The organism is Burkholderia anthina, from assembly GCF_001547525.1.
GTDB classification, from domain to species: domain Bacteria; phylum Pseudomonadota; class Gammaproteobacteria; order Burkholderiales; family Burkholderiaceae; genus Burkholderia; species Burkholderia semiarida.
The window spans coordinates 520,187-537,224 of sequence record NZ_CM003769.1 but is presented as its reverse complement, the minus strand read 5'-3'; the positions used below and the strand labels follow the sequence as shown (position 1 = coordinate 537,224).

The window sequence follows — 17,038 nt, the reverse complement described above, 5'->3', positions numbered from 1 at the left end:
TTACTTTGCCGTTGCCGCCAGCTCGGCGACGTACGTGTCGATGACGGTCTTGAGCTTGTCGGCGAGCGCTTCCTGGTGGGATGCGTCGACGCCCTTGAGCTGCAGATCCAGGCGCCCGTCCGGATAAGTCTTCAACTGGCCGATCGCGCGCGATTCGAGCGCAAAGTCATGACGAACGCTGTAGCGCGTGCGGCCGGCCTTCTTGGCGCCGTCGCTCTGCGCACGCAGGAAATTCTCGAGATCGCGGACGGATTTCTTCCGCTCGATCACGGCCGTCAGCAGCCGGTCGGCCGTCGCCTCGCCCAGGCGTTCGAAGATCAGCTTCAGGAAGTACGCCGCCTGCAGGCCGACCACGTCGTTGGCACCGGCCATCCGCTCCAGCAGCGTGTTCGGCAGCGCGTTCAGCGACAGCGTCTTGCTGATCGACGCCTTGTCCTTGCCGATTTTCTCCGCCAGCGTGTTCTGGTCGGCAAAGACCTTCTCGTCGAGGAGACGTTTCCACGCGACCGCATCGTCGAAGATCGTCTGGCGTTCGTGGTCGTGGTTCGCCCGATACGCGATCGTATAGAGCTGCTCGGGCGTGTGATCCGTGCGGAACGTCGCATTGATCGTCTCGTCGCCGTTGATGCTCGTCGCGCGCAGCCGGCGTTGCCCGTCGATCACGACGAGCTTGCCGGGAAACTCGGGGAGCAGTGTGACCTTGATCGGCTCGATCTGCCCTTCCCGTTTCAAGGTCAAGGCAAGCTCGTGCAGACTCGATTCCGAGTAGAACACGCGCGGGTTGAACGGGTTCGGGATGCAGTCCTTCACCAGCACCTTCTGCGGCGCGCCCAGATCGGGCGTACCGGCGGGGGTGGTCGCGGCCGGGCTACCGGCGGGCGCGGCTTCGGCGACGGCAACCGGTGCGGCCGCCGGCTCGGGCAGCCGCGTTTCGAGCGCCGCATTTTCCTGCGCGAGTCCGCGCAACAGGCCGGCCGCCAGATGCAGGTTGCCGGTCGGCTTCTTGTCTTTCGAGGTGTCCTTAGCCATGGGCGGCTCCGGTAGCGCGCGTCGACGCGATGTATTGGGCCATTTCCGTGACCAGCTTTTCGATTTCCGCGCGGGCTTCCTTCAGGCCCTTCAGGTATCGATTGTGGTGATGGATCGTGGTGCCGAGCGCGAATGTCTGACGATAGACCTCGCGTTGCGCGATCTGGCTGTCGAGCAGATGCTCCCCTATTTCTTCTGCTCTTAAAATTTTTAAAATTTCTTCACGCATTTTAGTTTTTCCATTAACGCTATTCAGCATTAATGCGGAAGAAAGTTGAGGATTTCGAACGGCGCGCATCGATTCGATCATGCGGATCATCGCGACGGTGCTGTACAGATCGGCCGGTGACGGCGAAAGCGGCACCAGGCAGAAATCCGCCACTTCGAGGACGGAGGCGATACGAGGGTCTTCGAGGTTGCCGGGACAGTCGACGACGATCACGTCGAAGTTCGCGTCCTGCTTCTTGATCTCGCCGCCGATGCCGCGGCCGGCGGGAGCCAGCGAAAGCACCGTCATCGGCAGCGTGTTTTCGCCGCTCGTGACCCACCGGACGGAAGTGCCCTGAGGGTCGGCATCGATCAACGCAACCTTGTTGCCACCGGCTTCGAACGCAGCCGCGATGTTGACGGAGATGGTCGTCTTTCCCGTCCCACCTTTTTGATTGCTGACGGCGATCTTGAAAGCCATTAAATTCCTCCAAGGAGTTTTGCGTAATATATGCAGTTATTTGCAGGATGTCCAGAAATGCGTTCAATGTCAGGAACGTTTTATTGATCGCTGTGGTTGTTACGTGACAAATAGGCCGAATGGCTGAGCGTTGTCAAAACAGCGGTTCGTAAAAAGCACGCCATTGACATTGCAAAAAAAGAACGCCGAAGTGAAAAACGGGGTTTTCTTTGGCGCCATAACGAACCCGGTTAGGCGAAGGCCGGGTGCCTCATCGTGCTTTGGTTTCACTCGAAACTTGATACGACTTCGTGCCGTTGATAGACGCTGATCGAGGCGGTCGCGCGGGCGTCGTCGTCGGCATCGCGAAAACAGCCGGTTGTCACGTGACAAGTCTCCGGATATCGACTCTTCTCGGCATGCACGGCGCGCGGAAGCCTTCGATGCGATTGCGACGTTGGCTGCGACGAAATCACTTCAATAAATTTACAGATGCGCAGCCTGTGATTACGTATGCTTCTGTGGCAGCGGGATGAGTTGTCACGTGACAAACAGCGCCAAACGGGCCCGCGGATACCTTGGCGTCGTCAAGGGACCGTTGAAATGGGTCGATGCTACACGGCCTAAGAGACATATTGCTCGGGAAGACAGGCGTGGACGATAGCTTTCGGTTCGTCAACAGATCCGTGAATCGAAGGTGAGTTGTCACGTGACAACCGGAAGCAGAGCCCCAAAGTTTGAGCGACAGGAAACGGTGGGAAGTAAAGAGTCCCGTTGGCATTTCAACGGGACAGTTGGAGATGGCGAGTCCCAGATTTGATCCGCTGGCCGCCCGCCTCCATACGTCGCACGTGTGCGCACGTACTGACGCAATACCGGCGAGCGACTGCTGAGGCGTACCCGGATATCGTAGCGAGGTTGATGTGTCCCCATTTATCAAGAGACATACAGCTTTGCATGGCCTCTCGTAGTCGCCGATAGGGCAGGGCGGGCTCCGAGGCATGCGCCCCACTGAAGGGCTCAACCCATCTGCAATTACCGGACGTATGCACCGCAATTGATGCCGAATCCATGCGTCGAATGCCTGTGCCGAATCCAAACGGGTCGGGTCGTGAAACATTCCCAGAAAATCGACGTCGGCTGGAAACCCTTATGTGGCAACGAATTGCGCTGCCTTCTTCACGTTGTTTCACGAAAAATGACCGCGTTGATCCCAGGAAATGGGGGCGCATACCTTTTTCGAGCGCCGATATCGAAAGTCGGGAGGATCGCTGTCCAATTTGTCATATATAACACGTAATTCGTAGTGTTTTATACGAATAAGGGCGAGCTATGCACCGTAGGTCCTTGCTATGCGGGCGAGTCCGCGCCTGCTGAGTCACGTGCCGCCCATTCGGCGCAAGGTACACCGTCATTTTGCGTCAGTTGTCACGTGACAACGCATGTGCGGGCCCCCGATTTACGGAGTCACGGAGCATTACGAGAAGAAGCCGGCGTCGGAAATGTGCGGGAGGAGTCCCGAGCATGGTCGGTGCAACGTAGTCTTCGGAACAGCGTGAGCCCAATCGACGTCGTATGCGAGAACCTAATCCCGCACATTATGAATGCCATCAAAGTCGGCACATATCGACCGCCACCCCTCGCGCTCAATAACTCGCGACGATAGACAAAGCGACATCCGTTCTACCTCGCAGGCCGTCGATATCCCTTCGGGGAGAATTACCGAACAGCCGACTATATTCGCGGTTGAATTGAGTCGGGCTCGCATACCCGACCCTGAATGCTGCCGACGCAGCATCGAGCCGCTCCGCCAGCATCAGCCGGCGAGCCTCGTTGAGCCGTATCCATTTCTGATACTGCAGCGGACTCATGCCGGTGAGTTGACGGAAGTGGTGGTGGAAGGTCGAACTGCTCATCTGAACCTGTGCCGCGAGATCATCGACGCGCAACGACTCGTCATAGTGAGCACGCAACCACCGGATCGCGCGCGACACGCGGTTGCACTGGCTGCCGGTGGAGGCGATCTGGCGCAGGCGGGCGCCTTGGTCACTCGTCAACAGCCGATAGTAGATTTCCCGCTCGATGTACGGTGCGAGAACGGCAATGGCGTTCGGGTCGTCCAGCAGCGCGACTAACCGGTTGAGCGCGTCGTACAGCGGTTCAGTCATGTCGCCGACGACGAGTCCACGGCCTGCTGGTACATCGTCGTGAACCGGCGCGACCTGCATCATCAGATCGGCCATCACGCGGAAATCCAGCTTCAGGCCGAGCCCCAGAAACGGTTTGCCGGGGCTGGCCTCGATGATTTGCGTCGAACCGGGCAGATCGAGAGATGTAATCAGAAAGCGATCGGCGTCGTAAAGGTACGCATCCCCGCACTGCATGACCCGCTTCGCGCCCTGAACGACGAGGCCGAAGCTCGGCTCGACCATGCACTCCATCGGCTGCGTCGGCGCTTCCCGTCGATGAAAGCTCAGATTGGGAATGGCCGTGTTGAGATGATCGACACCACCGGTCCATCTCGCGACGCGCTCCGCGAGCATCTGTCGCAGTTCGTTCTCGCGGCTGCGGCCGGTTGAACGGTGGCTTGCCTGGTCGAGCGCCGCGATGGTGGCGGCGTCGTCTCGTTGGGCGGGTAGGTATCGGAGGGGTACCGGATGCATCTTCTCTATTGAGGTAATCGGGTCGACGGGCTGGCAGTCGACGTGCAGGGGCGGCCGGCAACGAGCGCACCGCCCGGAATCGCGGATAGGTCCGACGGCCCGCTTCCGGAAGGCACGTGCCGGGACTGGCGAACTACTTCGTCGCCTCCGACGCGCAAAGCTGCCAGCGTCGAGATTTCGCCGCCGGCGCTGCCGCGCGCTCGTCGACCGTGCGCCACCAGCGTTCGCCACGATGCGGGGCATCGAGATCGACGCGTTCGCCCATCCTCGGTGTCGACAGCTCGATGCCGCGCACGAGCGCCAGCGCCGTGACACGCTCGAACGGTTCCTGCCAGCGATGCATCGCGAGGTCGAACGTGCCGTTGTGGACCGGGATCAGCCAGCGTCCGCGCAAATCGATGTGCGCCTGCACGGTTTCTTCCGGTTGCATGTGCACGTACGGCCATTGCGCATCATAGGCGCCCGTTTCGATCAGCGTGACGTCGAACGGCCCGAGGCGCTCGCCGATCTCGCGGAAGCCGTCGAAATAGCCGGTATCGCCGCTGAAGAACAGGCGCAGATCGTCGTCGACGATCACCCACGACGCCCACAGCGTACTGTTGCCGTCGAACAGGCTGCGCCCGGAGAAGTGCTGGGCGGGGGCCGCCGTCAGCGTCAGGCCTGCTACGTCGATGCTTTGCCACCAGTCGAGCTGGCGGACCTTGGTCGCGTCGATACCCCATTCGATCAGCCGATCGCCGACACCGAGCGTCGTCACGAACACGCCGGTGGTTGCGGCCAGCGCGAGCACCGTGTCGCGGTCGAGGTGATCGTAGTGATCGTGCGACAGGACCACGCCGCGCAGCGGCGGAAGATCTTCCAGCGCGATCGGCGGTGCATGAAAGCGCTTCGGACCGATGCGCCGGAACGGCGATGCGCGCTCCGCAAACACCGGATCGGTCAGCCAGAATTCGCCGCGCAGCTTCAGCAACAGCGTCGAATGGCCGAGGCGGTACAGGCTGCGATCGGGCGCCGCGTCGAGTTCCGCGCGGGTGAGCGAATCGACGGGCAGCGCGCCGGCGGGCACGGTGTGGCGCGGCTTGTTGACCAGCATGTTCCACGCGATCCCCAGCGTCTTGCCCAATCCTTCGGCAGGGCGCGGCGCGACGTTGGCAAAGCGTTCGCCATTGTGCTGCGGCGAACCGCCGGACAGCGTCCGGCCACGCCGGGCGGCCGCGAAACCCAGCACGCGGTGAATCAAAACGAGAGGCGATGCCATGTCGGTTCGTCCGGAGAATAAAGTACACTGAGCAGTGTAGTTTATTTTCGAGATAAGTAAACTGCCCGGTGTAAAATTTCCGTATGGATACCAGTACTCCTCCTCAGCGTCTGACCGACCGCAAGCGCGCGGCGATCGTCGATGCGGCAATCGAGGAATTTCTTGCGGCGGGCTACGATGCGACGAGCATGGATCGCATCGCTGCACGCGCGGGCGTGTCGAAACGCACCGTCTACAACCACTTTCCGGGCAAGGAGACGCTGTTCGCTGCGATCCTGAACAAGCTGTGGGATGCGACCCGGACCGGCAAGTCGCCGACCTATCGCGCCGACGTGCCGTTGCGCGCGCAACTGCTTGCGCTCCTCGACCGCAAATTGCGATTGATGAACGACGAGGCCTTTCTCGCGCTCGCGCGCGTCGCGATCGGCGCGGCCATCCATTCGCCGGAACGGGCGCGCGACATGGTCGAACGCCTCGGCGAGCGTGAGGAAGACGTCACGGTGTGGGTGCGGGCGGCGGCGGCGGCCGGCCGCCTGGCGGTGACCGATCCGGTGTTCGCCGCGCATCAGTTGCATGGCGCCGTGAAGGCGTTCGCGTTCTGGCCGCAGATCACGATGGGGCAGCCGCCGCTGACAGCGCACGAGCAACAGAAAGTCGCTGAGTCGGCTGCCGACATGTTCCTCGCGTACTACGCGCGACCGGACGACGGCGACGTGTCGCGTCGCACGCAAGACTGAACGCGCATCCGAAAGCATCCGCAGGCGCGGTCAAATCGACATCGTGGCCGATGCACGCGCCGACGGGGCGTCGGCCGACCCGCCGATCCGGGCAACCGACGCAACATGGCGCCCGCATGTGACGGCCGCGCGGCCGGCCGAAACAGCGATATCGTCGACGCATCCGAAGCCGAACGTGAGCATCTATCCATGAAGACGCTGTTGATCGTCTATCACACGATGACCGGGGGCACGCAGCAGATGGCCGAAGCGGCTGCCGATGCGGCTCGCGCTCAGCCTGGCGTCGACGTCAGGTTGCAGCGCGCGGACGCGACGAACGCAGACGACGTGCTGGCCGCCGACGCGTACCTGTTCGCGACGCCCGAGAATCTTGCGGCGATGTCCGGGCTGATGAAGGACTTTTTCGATCGCTGCTATTACGCGGCGCTCGATCGCGTGAATGGCCGTCCGTATGCGGCGATGATCTGCGCCGGAAGCGATGGGCAGAACGCATTGCGCCAGATCGACCGGATCGCAACCGGGTGGCGGCTGAAGAGCGTCGCGCCCGGCCTGATCGTCTGCACGCATGCGCAGACGCCGGAGCGTATTCTCGCGATGAAGACGATCGGCGGCGACGAGCTTGCGCGCTGCGCCGAACTGGGTGCGGGTCTTGCCGCGGGGCTCGTGCTGGGTGTTTTCTGACGACGGATGCGACGGTGCAGATCTGCCGTATCGGCACAGGTCGGATCCGCTCCATTCGCGCAATACCGATTCCGCAAACAACGCCGAATCGGCCGAATGCCAAGGCTTCAACTGTCCTTTGCGGTTGCCGCGGATCGATGGTACTCGGGCCACAGACGTTTCACGAGATCGCGCGACGCGCCGTATGCGTAGCAACTGTCGATCTTGAGCGGCTTTCCTTCGCTGTCACGGTAATCGAGCGACGAGCGCCGCATGCCGACCATCGTCTGATAGGCGGTCGTGGCGATCGGGCCGAGCAATTCCTTCAGGTGCGTGCACGTGTCGCAGGACGGCAGGCGCTTGCGCACCTCGCTGTTCCAGCCGGCGCCGATGTTCAACCCGACGAGCGCCTGCAGCGAGTCGCCACCGCCCGGACACTGCGCATACGGATGCGAACGGATGAACGTGGATACGGCGCGCACGACCATGTCGATGTCGAAGACCAGTGTCACGCCGAGATCATGGAGCGGCGTCAGCGCCGCGACCGTCCGTGTGCCGCCGGGCGGCGTGAAATCGCTGGTCTTGCGGTCCGCGAGGCACGCCGTCACTTCGAACAGGCCATCGCTGCGTCGATACCCGCGCATGTCGATTTGCCGATGGTGAATCTCCTCGCGCGTGATGCCGTCGTGCGGCGTGTCGTCTTGGGAAACCATGCATTCGCTCCATCTCGTGTCACCGGGCATTTTCGCAGGCAACGGGATCGCGCCCGGCCGATCGGGCGCGCGGTGAAAAGCACGCGCGCCCTGCCGCCAGCGAAGTTGCTTTGGCCATACTACGCACTTTCCGATATCTTCGTCCGCGCCATGATCGATGCGGACGCAACGAGTCGTACAGCGATGCCGGCGCAAACGAGGCGCGGGCGTGCGGCGCGGTGTCCGAAGGCGACGCAACGCGCCGCGGTTCGATATCCGTCACGCGGAACACCGTTCATCGCATGTCGCCCCGGCCCCGATTTCCGGTAGTGGCCTCTAATGGCGTGACATCCGGAAACGTATCCATATAATGCGCAACACGACCGCGCGGACGCATTTCCGGCACCCCGGATCGGGCAAATCCGGACCGGCGAGTCAGCCGGCTGTCCCGCGTACCGGTATACTTCCACTCCTGCCTTGTCCGGCATCGAGGCCGGGTGCCTGAAAACAGAGTGACGTGCGCGATGCGGCCCCGTAGTGTTCCGCACCGGCGGCAGACGGGCCGCACGCATGGCGGCGAAGCTTGCAAGCCGCGCGGCAGGGCCGCACGAACCACACCTTATATTCCTGGTGGATTGAATTTATGGGTTTTGAACAACTTGCCGAATTGCGGGCGCAGCTCGCAGCGAAGGCCAAGCAGGAGCGCAACGCGAAGCGGCCGGCAGCGCCGACGGACGCCGGCGCGAAGCCGAAGTCCGGCGACCGGCCGTCTCGCGGCGCCAAGCCGGGCGCCGCCGCCCAGGCGCAGCATCGGGCGAAGCCTGCTTCGGCGAAGCCGTCGGCCCCGGTCGATCCGGTCATCGTCGCAATCGGCAAACTGCAGCGGAAGTTTCCGCGCGCATTCCCGAAGAATCCGGCCCCCAAAGTACCGCTCAAGGTCGGCATCTGGGACGATCTCGCACGCGAGGCGCAGGCCATCGGTCTCAACGAAGCCGAACTGCGCGAAGCGATGTCGACGTGGTGCCGCGGCAACCGCTACTGGTCCTGCCTTGTCGAGGACGCGGTGCGCGTCGACCTGCAGGGCAACGAAGCCGGGCGCGTGACGCACGACGACGCGGCGCGCGCGCGCCGGCTGAAGGCTCGCCGTCCGGGCAAGGGCGCGGCACAATCGGCCAAGGGTGCGCCGCAGCAGCCGAAGGCCGAGCAGCAGGCCGAGGGCGCTGCCGCGCCGCAGCCGGCGCAAGCCGAAGTGGAAGCGGAAGCGAAGGTGCAGAACGACGCCGCGCCGCAGGTCGAACAGCAAACGGCCAGCAACGACTAATCGGCATCGCGCCGCGGCTCGTTGCACCGCACATGCCAACATGCCCGCCGCATGCGGCGCATGACACGACAGACCGGCCTGGCTCGACCGAGGCAGGCCGGGACTCCCTCCACCGGCGTCCGATCTGCCGGTACGCATTCCTTCTCACGTTGAACGAGCCACCCGACCGGACAACGAACGTCCGTCGAACGTCGCCGCATGCGCGATGCTCCGCCTTTTTCATATCCCCGCGTAGACGGTTTGCATAGCCGAGCAAATTGCAGCTTCAGTCATATATTTCGGTTTCCGAATTGATCGGCGGGAATCGCCGATTTCCGTGCGTGCGATCCCATCCGGCCGTCGTGACATGATGGCGCGCGATAATTGCGATTGGATCGTCCGCTTACGGCCGCTCGGCGCGTGCATGCGGCTTGCATGCCGAACGATAACCGATGCCGGCGGATGCCAAGCCGGGCTCTTCAACGTCAATTCAAACCGGATCATGAACCCGAGACATTCCGCGATTTTCGTCGCGCTCGCCGCCGCCACGCTGTTCGGCGCCGCGACACCGCTCGCTAAGGCGCTGATCGGCGCGATGTCGCCGTTCATGGTCGCAGGCCTCTTCTATCTGGGCAGTGGCGTCGGGCTCGGCATCGGAATCCTGTTGCGCGGCTGGTACGGCCGTCGCGCGCCAACCGCGGATGCCGCACCGCTGCAGCGCGCGGACCTGCGTTGGCTGGCCGGCGCGATCGCGGCGGGCGGCGTGGCCGGCCCGGCTTTGCTGATGCTCGGGCTGTCGACCACGCCGGCGGCGACGAGCGCGTTGCTGCTCAATCTCGAAGGCGTGCTGACGGCTGTGATTGCGTGGGTCGTGTTCCGCGAGAACGTGGATACGCAGGTGTTCGTCGGCATGGTGGCGATCGTCGCCGGCGGCGCGCTGTTGTCGTGGACACCGGGCCGCGCCGGTGTGCCGGTCGGTGCGCTGCTGATCGTCGGCGCATGCCTGTGCTGGGCGATCGACAACAACCTGACCCGCAAGGTGGCCGCGAACGACGCGATGGTGATCGCGTGCCTGAAAGGGCTGATCGCGGGGCCGGTGAACATCGGCATCGCGCTGGCGACCGGCTCGACGCTGCCCGCGATACCGGTCACGGCGGCGGCGATGCTGACGGGGCTCGGCGGCTACGGGATCAGCCTCGTGCTGTTCGTCGTCGCGCTGCGTCATCTCGGCAGCGCGCGCACCGGCGCTTACTTTTCGATCGCGCCGCTGTTCGGGGTCGTGCTGTCGCTGCTGATCTGGCCGGCACTGCCGCCCGCGACGTTCTGGATCGCGGCCGCGCTGATGGCGCTCGGCATCTGGCTGCATATGCGCGAACGGCACGAACACACGCATGCGCACGAGCGGCTCGAGCATACGCATCGGCATCGGCACGACGACCATCACCAACACGCGCACGACTTCCCGTATGACGGCGACGAACCGCACACGCATCCGCACGTGCATCTGCCGATCACGCACAGCCATGCGCATTTTCCGGACATTCATCACCGGCATCGGCATTGACCGTGTCGTGAGCGACGCGCGCCGGCGGGCGCAAGCTAACCGTTTATGGGAAGCGCGGAAAGCCGGTCATTGGTCCGGCCCTGGCGGTTGCCGGCATGTTGCAGAAGCATGCGCCGGCATGCGCGTGCCGCGTGCCGCGCGCGGCCGGATCAGGTTGGAAGCGCGGAACGCGCGCCGGCAACCCGCCCGCGGTTTGACGGGCATGCGCGGCGCACAATGACTCGCCATCGCGATCGTCACGCGATCACTCGACGCCGACGATCACGCTCGATGCCTTGAAGATCGCGGATGCGGCGGCGCCGCTCGCGAGGCCGAGACGATCGACGCTGTCGTTGGTGACGATCGCGATGATCTCCGCGCCGCTCGTGGCCTTGATCACGACCTCCGAATTGACCGCGCCCTTCGCGACCGACGCGATGGTGCCCGCGACGCAATTGCGGGCCGACACCTTGCTGCTGTCGACGCCGACCATCACGATGACCGACGACGCCTTGACGAGTGCGAACGCGTTCGTGCCGACCGCGAGGCCCAGCGACGCCGCGCTGCCGTGGGTGATCACGGCGACGATCTCGAGGCCGTCCTGCGTGCGCAGCGTGATTTCGTCGTTGACGGCGCCGGGTTTGACGGCGCTGATCTGGCCGGCGAACTGGTTGCGGGCGCTGGTTCGCATGATGACTCTCCGGGTGGGTGCCGCGGCCGGGCCGGCAGCGGCGGCAGATGAATGGAAGTGCATCGGCGAGTGTACCGTCAACGCCGGGGCGCGGCGCCCGGCGGATGCCACGCCGCGAGCCGGCGAAAACTCGCCGCCACCGCGTGTACCGTCATACCTGCGTGACGGGGCCGACGGCGCTGGCGCTACGGCGCTGACGGGCCGCTCGCGGGTGCTGCGGCGGCGGAGCCGGCGCCGGCGCCTGTCGCGCCGTCGCTCTCCCAACCTCCGCCGAGTGCGAGGAAGAGCCGCACCTGATCGGCCGCGACCTGGCCTTCGGCCGCCGCGACCTGCGCCCGCACGCTCGTCAACGTGCGCGTCGCATCGAGATCGGAGAGGAACGATTCGCGGCCGGCCGCATAGAGACGATGCGTTTCGGCGGCGGAATTGCGGGCCGACTCGTACGCGGTGCGCAGCGCGTCCGTGCGCTGCACGTCGGCCGCGTAGGTCGCGAGGCTCGACTGCGTTTCGCGCAGCGCATTCAGCACGACGCCGTCGAAGTGCGCGAGCGCGCCGCCCGTCGCGGCTTCGGCTTCGCGCACGCGCGCACGCTGGCCGTTGACGGGGAACGACCAGCTGATCAGCGGTCCGAACGACCAGCGATTCGTGGTGGATGAAAACAGGTCGGCGGCGACGCCGACCGAGCCGGCCGATGCACCGATGCTGACCGACGGGTACAGCGCGGCGGTCGCCACGCCGATCCGCGCGGTCGCGGCGGCGAGTTGCCGCTCGGCTTCGCGTACATCGGGGCGGCGGCGCAGCAACGCGGCGCCGTCGCCGATCGGAATCGGCTGACGCAGCTTCGGCAGGCGTTCGCATTCGGTGACGGCTTTCGGCAGGTCGGCCGGCGCGCGCGCGAGCAGCGCGGCGAGCTGGTACTGCGCGATCTTGCGCCGGCCTTCGAAGCGCGGGATGTCGGCGGCGAGCGTGCGTACCTGCGTCACGCCGCGCGTCACGTCGGTCTGGTTGCCGCGTCCTGCATCGCGCAGCCGCTGCGACAGCGCGACGCGTTGCTGCTGCAGCGCGAGCGACCGCTTCGCGATCGCCAGTTCGTCGCCGGCCGAGCATGCTTCGACGTAGGCGCGCACGACGTCGGCCACGACCGTGATGCGCGCGAGGTCGCCGGCCGCCTTGACGGCCTCGCTGTCCGCGCGCGCGGCTTCGACACCGCGCCGCAGCTTGCCGAACAGGTCGAGCTCGTACGACACGTTGATGCCGACCGTGCCTTCGTTGACGACCGGCAGCTTGTTTTCGAGCAGGTACTGCTCGGCCGATTCCTGCGCGCGTTGCACGGCCGCTTCCGCCCCGCCCGAGAATCCGCCCTGTTCATTCGCGGCCACCAGGGCCGCGCGCGAGCGCGCGAGGTTCGCGGCGGCGACGCGCAGGTCGGTGTTCGACTTCAGCGCATCGCGCACGAGCCCGTCGAGCACCGGGTCGTCGTACAGTTGCCACCAGTTGCCAGGCACCGCGTCGCGCGACACCAGCGCGCCGTTCGCGTCGTCGAGCGCGTGATTCGCGAGCGGCGCATTGACGTACGCCTGCTGCGGCAGCGTGTAGTCGGGGCCGACCGACTTGCATGCACCGAGTGCAAGCGCCAGGGGCGCGAGCGTCGCCGCGACGCGCAGGGCATGCCGCTTCATTGCGATGCTCCCGCCGCGCCGGATGCCGCGGGCGCCGTGCCGGCACCGGCCGCCGGCTTCGCGTCGGCGTTGCGGCGCGCGTCGGCGCCGCGCATCGACACGGTCGCGGTGCGGCCTGCGATCATCCGGAAATCGTCCGGCACCTCGTCGAGCACGACGCGCACCGGCACGCGCTGCGCGAGCCGCACCCAGCTGAATGCCGGGTTCACGTTCGGCAGCAGGTTCGCGCCCTGCGTGCGGTCGCGATCCTCGATCGCGGCGACGATGCTCTGCACGTGGCCGCGCAGCGCATGCGGCTCGCCCATCACGATGATGTCGACCGGCTGGCCGATATGGATGCCGCGCAGCTTGGTTTCCTCGAAGTAGCCGTCGACGCGGAACGAATGGCGATCGACGACCGACAGCACCGCGCGGCCGGCCGGCACGTATTCGCCGACGCGCGGCGCGCGGTCGTTCAGGTAGCCGTCCACGGGACTGACGATCGTCGTGCGCTGCAGGTTCAGCTTCGCGGTGTCGAGCGACACCTGCGCATCGGCGACGCCGGCTTCGCCCTGCTCGACGCGCGTGCGGCTTTCCTCGACCTGTTCGCTCGCGACCAGGTTGCCGAGCTGCAGGTTGCGCGCGTATTCGCGCTTCGCCTGCGCCAGCGTCGCGCGGCGCTGCGCGAGCGTCGCTTCGGCGAGCCGCTCCGCGAGCGCGTAGCGCGCCTGGTCGATCACGAACAGCACCTGGCCGCGCTTGACCTCCTGGTTGTCGGCAACCTGCACCGACGTGATGAGGCCGGACACGTCCGGCGCGACCTGGATCACGTCGGCGCGCACGTGCCCGTCGCGTGTCCACGGCGAGAACATGTAGTAGTTGATGATGCGCCACAGCACGAGGCCGGCCACGACGACGACGATCAGGGTGAGCAGGACTTGCCCTGCCGAGAGCCAGGATTTTTTCACGTTAGGTAGCCACGAGTTGGTGGGACACGATCACGACGGCGGCCAGTACGAACACGTAGATGCCGAGGTCGAAGATCGAACGGTGCCAGACGAGGCGGTAGAAGCCGACACGCTCGAGCGCCGCGCGCACGACGATGTTGATCAGGTAGGCGATCAGCATCAGCACGAGCGGGGCCGGCACGAACACGCCGAAGATATCGATTTCGCCGATCATGATCGCGCTCGGAAGGACAGGGTGGAAAGCCGGTTCATGCGCGCGCTCCGTCCGGCGCCTGCGGCGGTTGTGCGGCCGCGGCCGGATACAGCGACAGGCGCAGCCCGACGAGCGCGTGCAGCGTGTCGCGCAGCCGGCGGTGCGCGGCCGGCACCGCGGGAGCGGCGGCGCCGTCGGGCGGCGCGGCGCCCGGCAGGGTGCTGCCGGCCACACGCCGCAGCGCGTCGTCGATCGTCGCGAGCAGCGCGGGCGGCACGGGCTGGCGCGCATTCGCGGCCGCGCAGCGCGCGTAGTGATCGGTGACGCCGGCCAGCACGCGATCGATTGCGTCGGGTACGTCGCCCGACAGCCGGCGGCGCGAGCGGCGCAGGTCGAGCGCGTTCAGCGCGATGCGCAGGTCGCGGAAGCTTTCGATCGACGGGTGGCGGTGATCGTCGGACGCGCCGAGGCGCGGCAGCAGTTGCGTGACGCGATCGAGCATCCGCGACGCGTGGTTGCGCTGGTCGTCGAGCGGCTGTGTCGACGCGGAGCGCGCGACGTCCTCCCAGCCCGAGCGCAGCAGGCGCCGCACCGCGAGTTCCGCGCCGAACGGGCGCGTCGCGCGCGTCCACACGTACGCGAACAGCAGCCCGGCGACGCCCGCGAGGTTGCTGTTCAGGAACACGAAGAAATCGGCTTCGTACGCGCTCTGGATGCTGATGAAGGTAGCCGTGTTCACGGCGACGAGCATCGTCACCATGTTGAACTGCGGGCGCGGCAGCAGCGTGCCGATCAGGATGAACGGGCCCGCGAACATCAGCACGAGCATCGCGAAATCGTGCACGTGCGGCAGCACGACGAACAGGTACAGGCCGGCGAACACGACGCTCGCGGCGGTCGACAGGAAGAACTTGAACACCAGCGGCGCCGGCTCGTCGAGCGCGGCGAAGAAACTGCACGACACGGCCACGAGCGTGACGGCGGCCGCGCCGTCGTGCCAGCCGGACGAGATCCACAGCCAGCACGCGAACACGATCGCGAACACGACGGTCAGCGTCGAGAACAGCATCATCCCGCGATCGAAGAAGCGCTCGGTGCCGCCGAGCCGCCAGTGCCGGTAGCGCGGCTGCCACACGCCCGACTCGTTCGCGATCAGCGCGCGCAGCGAGCGGCAGTCCTGCCAGATGTCGATGACCTGGCGCAGCCGCCACAGCGCATTCGACAGCAGCGCGCCGTCCCAGCTCGCCAGCGCGCTGGCGGGCGGCTGCAGCGCGGCGATGCGCGCGCGCAGGTCGTCCGCGACCGGATCGTGCGCCATGTCGCCGTCGGTGCCGGTCTTCACGGCCGGCAGCGGCGCGTCGAACCACTTCGCGGCGTCGGCCAGCAGCGCGTCGAGCGCGGGCGGGCGCACGTGCAGGTCGCGCATCAGCGCGACCAGCGGATCGGCGAGCGACGACATCAGCGGCAGGAACAGCTGCATCCGGCCTGCGAGCGCCTGCGCCCGCGCGAGCAGGCGCGGATGCGCATGGTCGTAGCCCAGCTGGCTCAGCAGGAACTCGAGGCCGGTGATGGTCGCGGCGAGCCGCTGCCGGCACGCGGACAGCGCCTTGCCGGCCAGATGCCCGGACAGCGTTTCGCGGCCGTAGAACGCGGCGTCCTTGAACCACGCGTCGGTGCGCTCGATCAGCGTCGGCGCGAGCCGGTTCGGAAACACGGTGCTGCCGACCACGCTCGCGCAGACGATGCCGAGCACGATTTCCTCGGTGCGCGCGATCGCGACGTCGAATATCGTGGACGGGTCGGTGACGGTCGGCAGCGCGACCAGCGGCATCGTATAGCCGGCGAGCATGAAGACGTAGCTGCGCGCGGTGCGATCGGAGATCGCGAGGTACAGCAGCGTGCCGCACCAGGTCGCGACGATGATGCTGAACAGGAGCGGCGTCTCGACGAACGGCGGCACGAAGAAAATCGCGGCGGCCGCGCCGAGCGCGGTGCCGAGCGCGCGGTACAGCGCTTTCGAGCGCGTCGCGCCGACGAACGGGTTCGACACGATGTACACGCTCGCCATCGCCCAGTACGGGCGCGGCAACTGGAAATACAGGCCGAGGTACAGCGCCAGCATCGATGCGGCGAATGTCTTGCCCGAGAACAGCCAGTCGCGGAGGCTCGGATAGGTCATGACGCGGAATCGGCTGAGTGGGACGGGGGCGAAGCCGGAGCGGGCGCGTCGGCTGCGTTGAATGCGTTCAGTACGCGCAGCGTGGCTTCGAGATCGGCGCGCGACACGCCCTTGAGCACCTGTGCGCGCAGCGCGCGCAGGTCTTCCTCCATCTTCGCGGTGACCGCGCGGCCGGCGGCCGTCAGCGAGATCGTCTTCGCGCGGCGGTCGTGCGGATCCTCGTCGCGGCGCGCGAGGCCGGCCGCGCACAGCTGGTCGAGCAGGCGCACGAGCGACGGCCCTTCGATGCCGACGTGTTCGGCGAGCGTGCCTTGCCGCACGCCTTCGCCGAGGCGCCCGGCGATCAGGAGCGGCGTCGCGCAGGCCTCGGACACGTTGTACGCGGTCAGCACGCCGTCGCTGGTGCGGCGCCACTTGCGCGCGGTGAGCACGAGCAGGCTGCTGACGGCGAGGCGGAGGTCGTGCAGATTGGTCATGGGCGAGATGATAGGGGCAAAAACATTCGATAGCAAACTATCGTTTTTGCCGACCGGATGACACATCTCAGGCGGCACGGCCGGCCCCTGTGAAGCAATCCTAGCGGCGTGCCGGCCGTGGTCAAGCTGCAAGGCTGGCGCCCGCGAACCGCGCATATCCGGCGCGGCGACCATATTGAATAGTCGGAACGAGAACTGTCCGGCAACGCGAAGTACGCCCCCGCGTGCCGCGTGCCGCATTCCGCGAAGCCGACCCCCGGCATTCGTCCGATCAATAAAGAGAGCCGGGCTCGTGCGCATGCCGGGCACGCCGATTGCGCGGCC

General features: G+C 66.0%; 15 protein-coding genes. 4 read left to right on the top strand and 11 right to left on the bottom strand.

All coding sequences use genetic code 11. From position 1 onward, the window contains the following. The 4 genes from WS64_RS18635 to WS64_RS18620 form a co-directional block, all read right to left on the bottom strand. Positions 1 to 1,029 (bottom strand): ParB/RepB/Spo0J family partition protein, encoded by a 1,029-nt coding sequence (locus WS64_RS18635; RefSeq protein ID WP_060967261.1) that lies wholly within the window; start codon positions 1,027 to 1,029, stop codon positions 1 to 3. Further along, entirely contained in the window at positions 1,022 to 1,717 is a 696-nt protein-coding gene (locus tag WS64_RS18630) for a ParA family protein (protein ID WP_006497839.1), read from the bottom strand. Before WS64_RS18630 ends, WS64_RS18635 begins: the two co-directional genes overlap by 8 nt. Positions 1,718 to 3,342: 1,625 nt before the next feature. Then, positions 3,343 to 4,359, bottom strand: a complete 1,017-nt coding sequence (locus tag WS64_RS18625) for an AraC family transcriptional regulator (RefSeq protein WP_060967260.1) — start codon at positions 4,357 to 4,359, stop codon at positions 3,343 to 3,345. A gap of 133 nt (positions 4,360 to 4,492) precedes the next feature. Beyond that, positions 4,493 to 5,617 carry an MBL fold metallo-hydrolase gene (locus WS64_RS18620; protein WP_060967259.1) on the bottom strand — a complete coding sequence of 375 codons (1,125 nt, stop codon included), beginning with the start codon at positions 5,615 to 5,617 and terminating at the stop codon, positions 4,493 to 4,495. An 83-nt stretch (positions 5,618 to 5,700) separates the two neighbouring features. Between WS64_RS18620 and WS64_RS18615 the strand changes: the two genes are divergently transcribed. Beyond that, positions 5,701 to 6,354 (top strand): TetR/AcrR family transcriptional regulator, encoded by a 654-nt coding sequence (locus tag WS64_RS18615; RefSeq protein WP_060967258.1) that lies wholly within the window; start codon positions 5,701 to 5,703, stop codon positions 6,352 to 6,354. 189 nt (positions 6,355 to 6,543) lie between these two features. Continuing rightward, positions 6,544 to 7,035: a flavodoxin family protein gene (locus tag WS64_RS18610; RefSeq protein WP_060967257.1), complete on the top strand. Its 492-nt coding sequence runs from the start codon at positions 6,544 to 6,546 to the stop codon at positions 7,033 to 7,035. 107 nt (positions 7,036 to 7,142) lie between these two features. Here the strand turns inward: WS64_RS18610 and WS64_RS18605 are convergent, their stop codons facing one another. Then, positions 7,143 to 7,727 carry a DUF2889 domain-containing protein gene (locus WS64_RS18605; RefSeq protein WP_060967256.1) on the bottom strand — a complete coding sequence of 195 codons (585 nt, stop codon included), beginning with the start codon at positions 7,725 to 7,727 and terminating at the stop codon, positions 7,143 to 7,145. Between the two features lie 622 nt (positions 7,728 to 8,349). Here WS64_RS18605 and WS64_RS18600 point away from each other — a divergent pair. Both WS64_RS18600 and WS64_RS18595 read left to right on the top strand, forming a co-directional pair. After that, positions 8,350 to 9,027, top strand: coding sequence for a ProQ/FinO family protein (locus tag WS64_RS18600; RefSeq protein ID WP_059641113.1), 678 nt, complete (start codon positions 8,350 to 8,352; stop codon positions 9,025 to 9,027). Positions 9,028 to 9,508: 481 nt separating this feature from the next. Then, on the top strand, positions 9,509 to 10,570 hold the full coding sequence (locus tag WS64_RS18595) for a DMT family transporter (protein ID WP_060967255.1): 1,062 nt from the start codon (positions 9,509 to 9,511) through the stop codon (positions 10,568 to 10,570). Positions 10,571 to 10,814: 244 nt separating this feature from the next. On the opposite strand, the gene WS64_RS18590 is transcribed toward WS64_RS18595, so the two are convergent. The 6 genes from WS64_RS18590 to WS64_RS18565 form a co-directional block, all read right to left on the bottom strand. Beyond that, positions 10,815 to 11,240, bottom strand: coding sequence for a TOBE domain-containing protein (locus tag WS64_RS18590; protein WP_060967254.1), 426 nt, complete (start codon positions 11,238 to 11,240; stop codon positions 10,815 to 10,817). Positions 11,241 to 11,425: 185 nt separating this feature from the next. Further along, a complete protein-coding gene (locus tag WS64_RS18585) occupies positions 11,426 to 12,919 on the bottom strand; it encodes an efflux transporter outer membrane subunit (protein WP_060967253.1) in 1,494 nt (497 codons plus the stop codon). Continuing rightward, positions 12,916 to 13,866 (bottom strand): efflux RND transporter periplasmic adaptor subunit, encoded by a 951-nt coding sequence (locus tag WS64_RS18580; protein ID WP_059641106.1) that lies wholly within the window; start codon positions 13,864 to 13,866, stop codon positions 12,916 to 12,918. Before WS64_RS18580 ends, WS64_RS18585 begins: the two co-directional genes overlap by 4 nt. 1 nt (position 13,867) lies before the next feature. Next, the gene (locus tag WS64_RS18575) at positions 13,868 to 14,080 is read right to left on the bottom strand and encodes a DUF1656 domain-containing protein (RefSeq protein WP_060967252.1); all 213 of its coding nucleotides are present in this window, start codon (positions 14,078 to 14,080) and stop codon (positions 13,868 to 13,870) included. Positions 14,081 to 14,114: 34 nt separating this feature from the next. After that, the gene (locus WS64_RS18570; RefSeq protein WP_060967251.1) at positions 14,115 to 16,238 is read right to left on the bottom strand and encodes an FUSC family protein; all 2,124 of its coding nucleotides are present in this window, start codon (positions 16,236 to 16,238) and stop codon (positions 14,115 to 14,117) included. Continuing rightward, positions 16,235 to 16,714, bottom strand: coding sequence for a MarR family winged helix-turn-helix transcriptional regulator (locus WS64_RS18565; RefSeq protein WP_060967250.1), 480 nt, complete (start codon positions 16,712 to 16,714; stop codon positions 16,235 to 16,237). The genes WS64_RS18570 and WS64_RS18565 overlap by 4 nt, the downstream gene beginning before the upstream one ends. Positions 16,715 to 17,038: the final 324 nt, after the last annotated feature.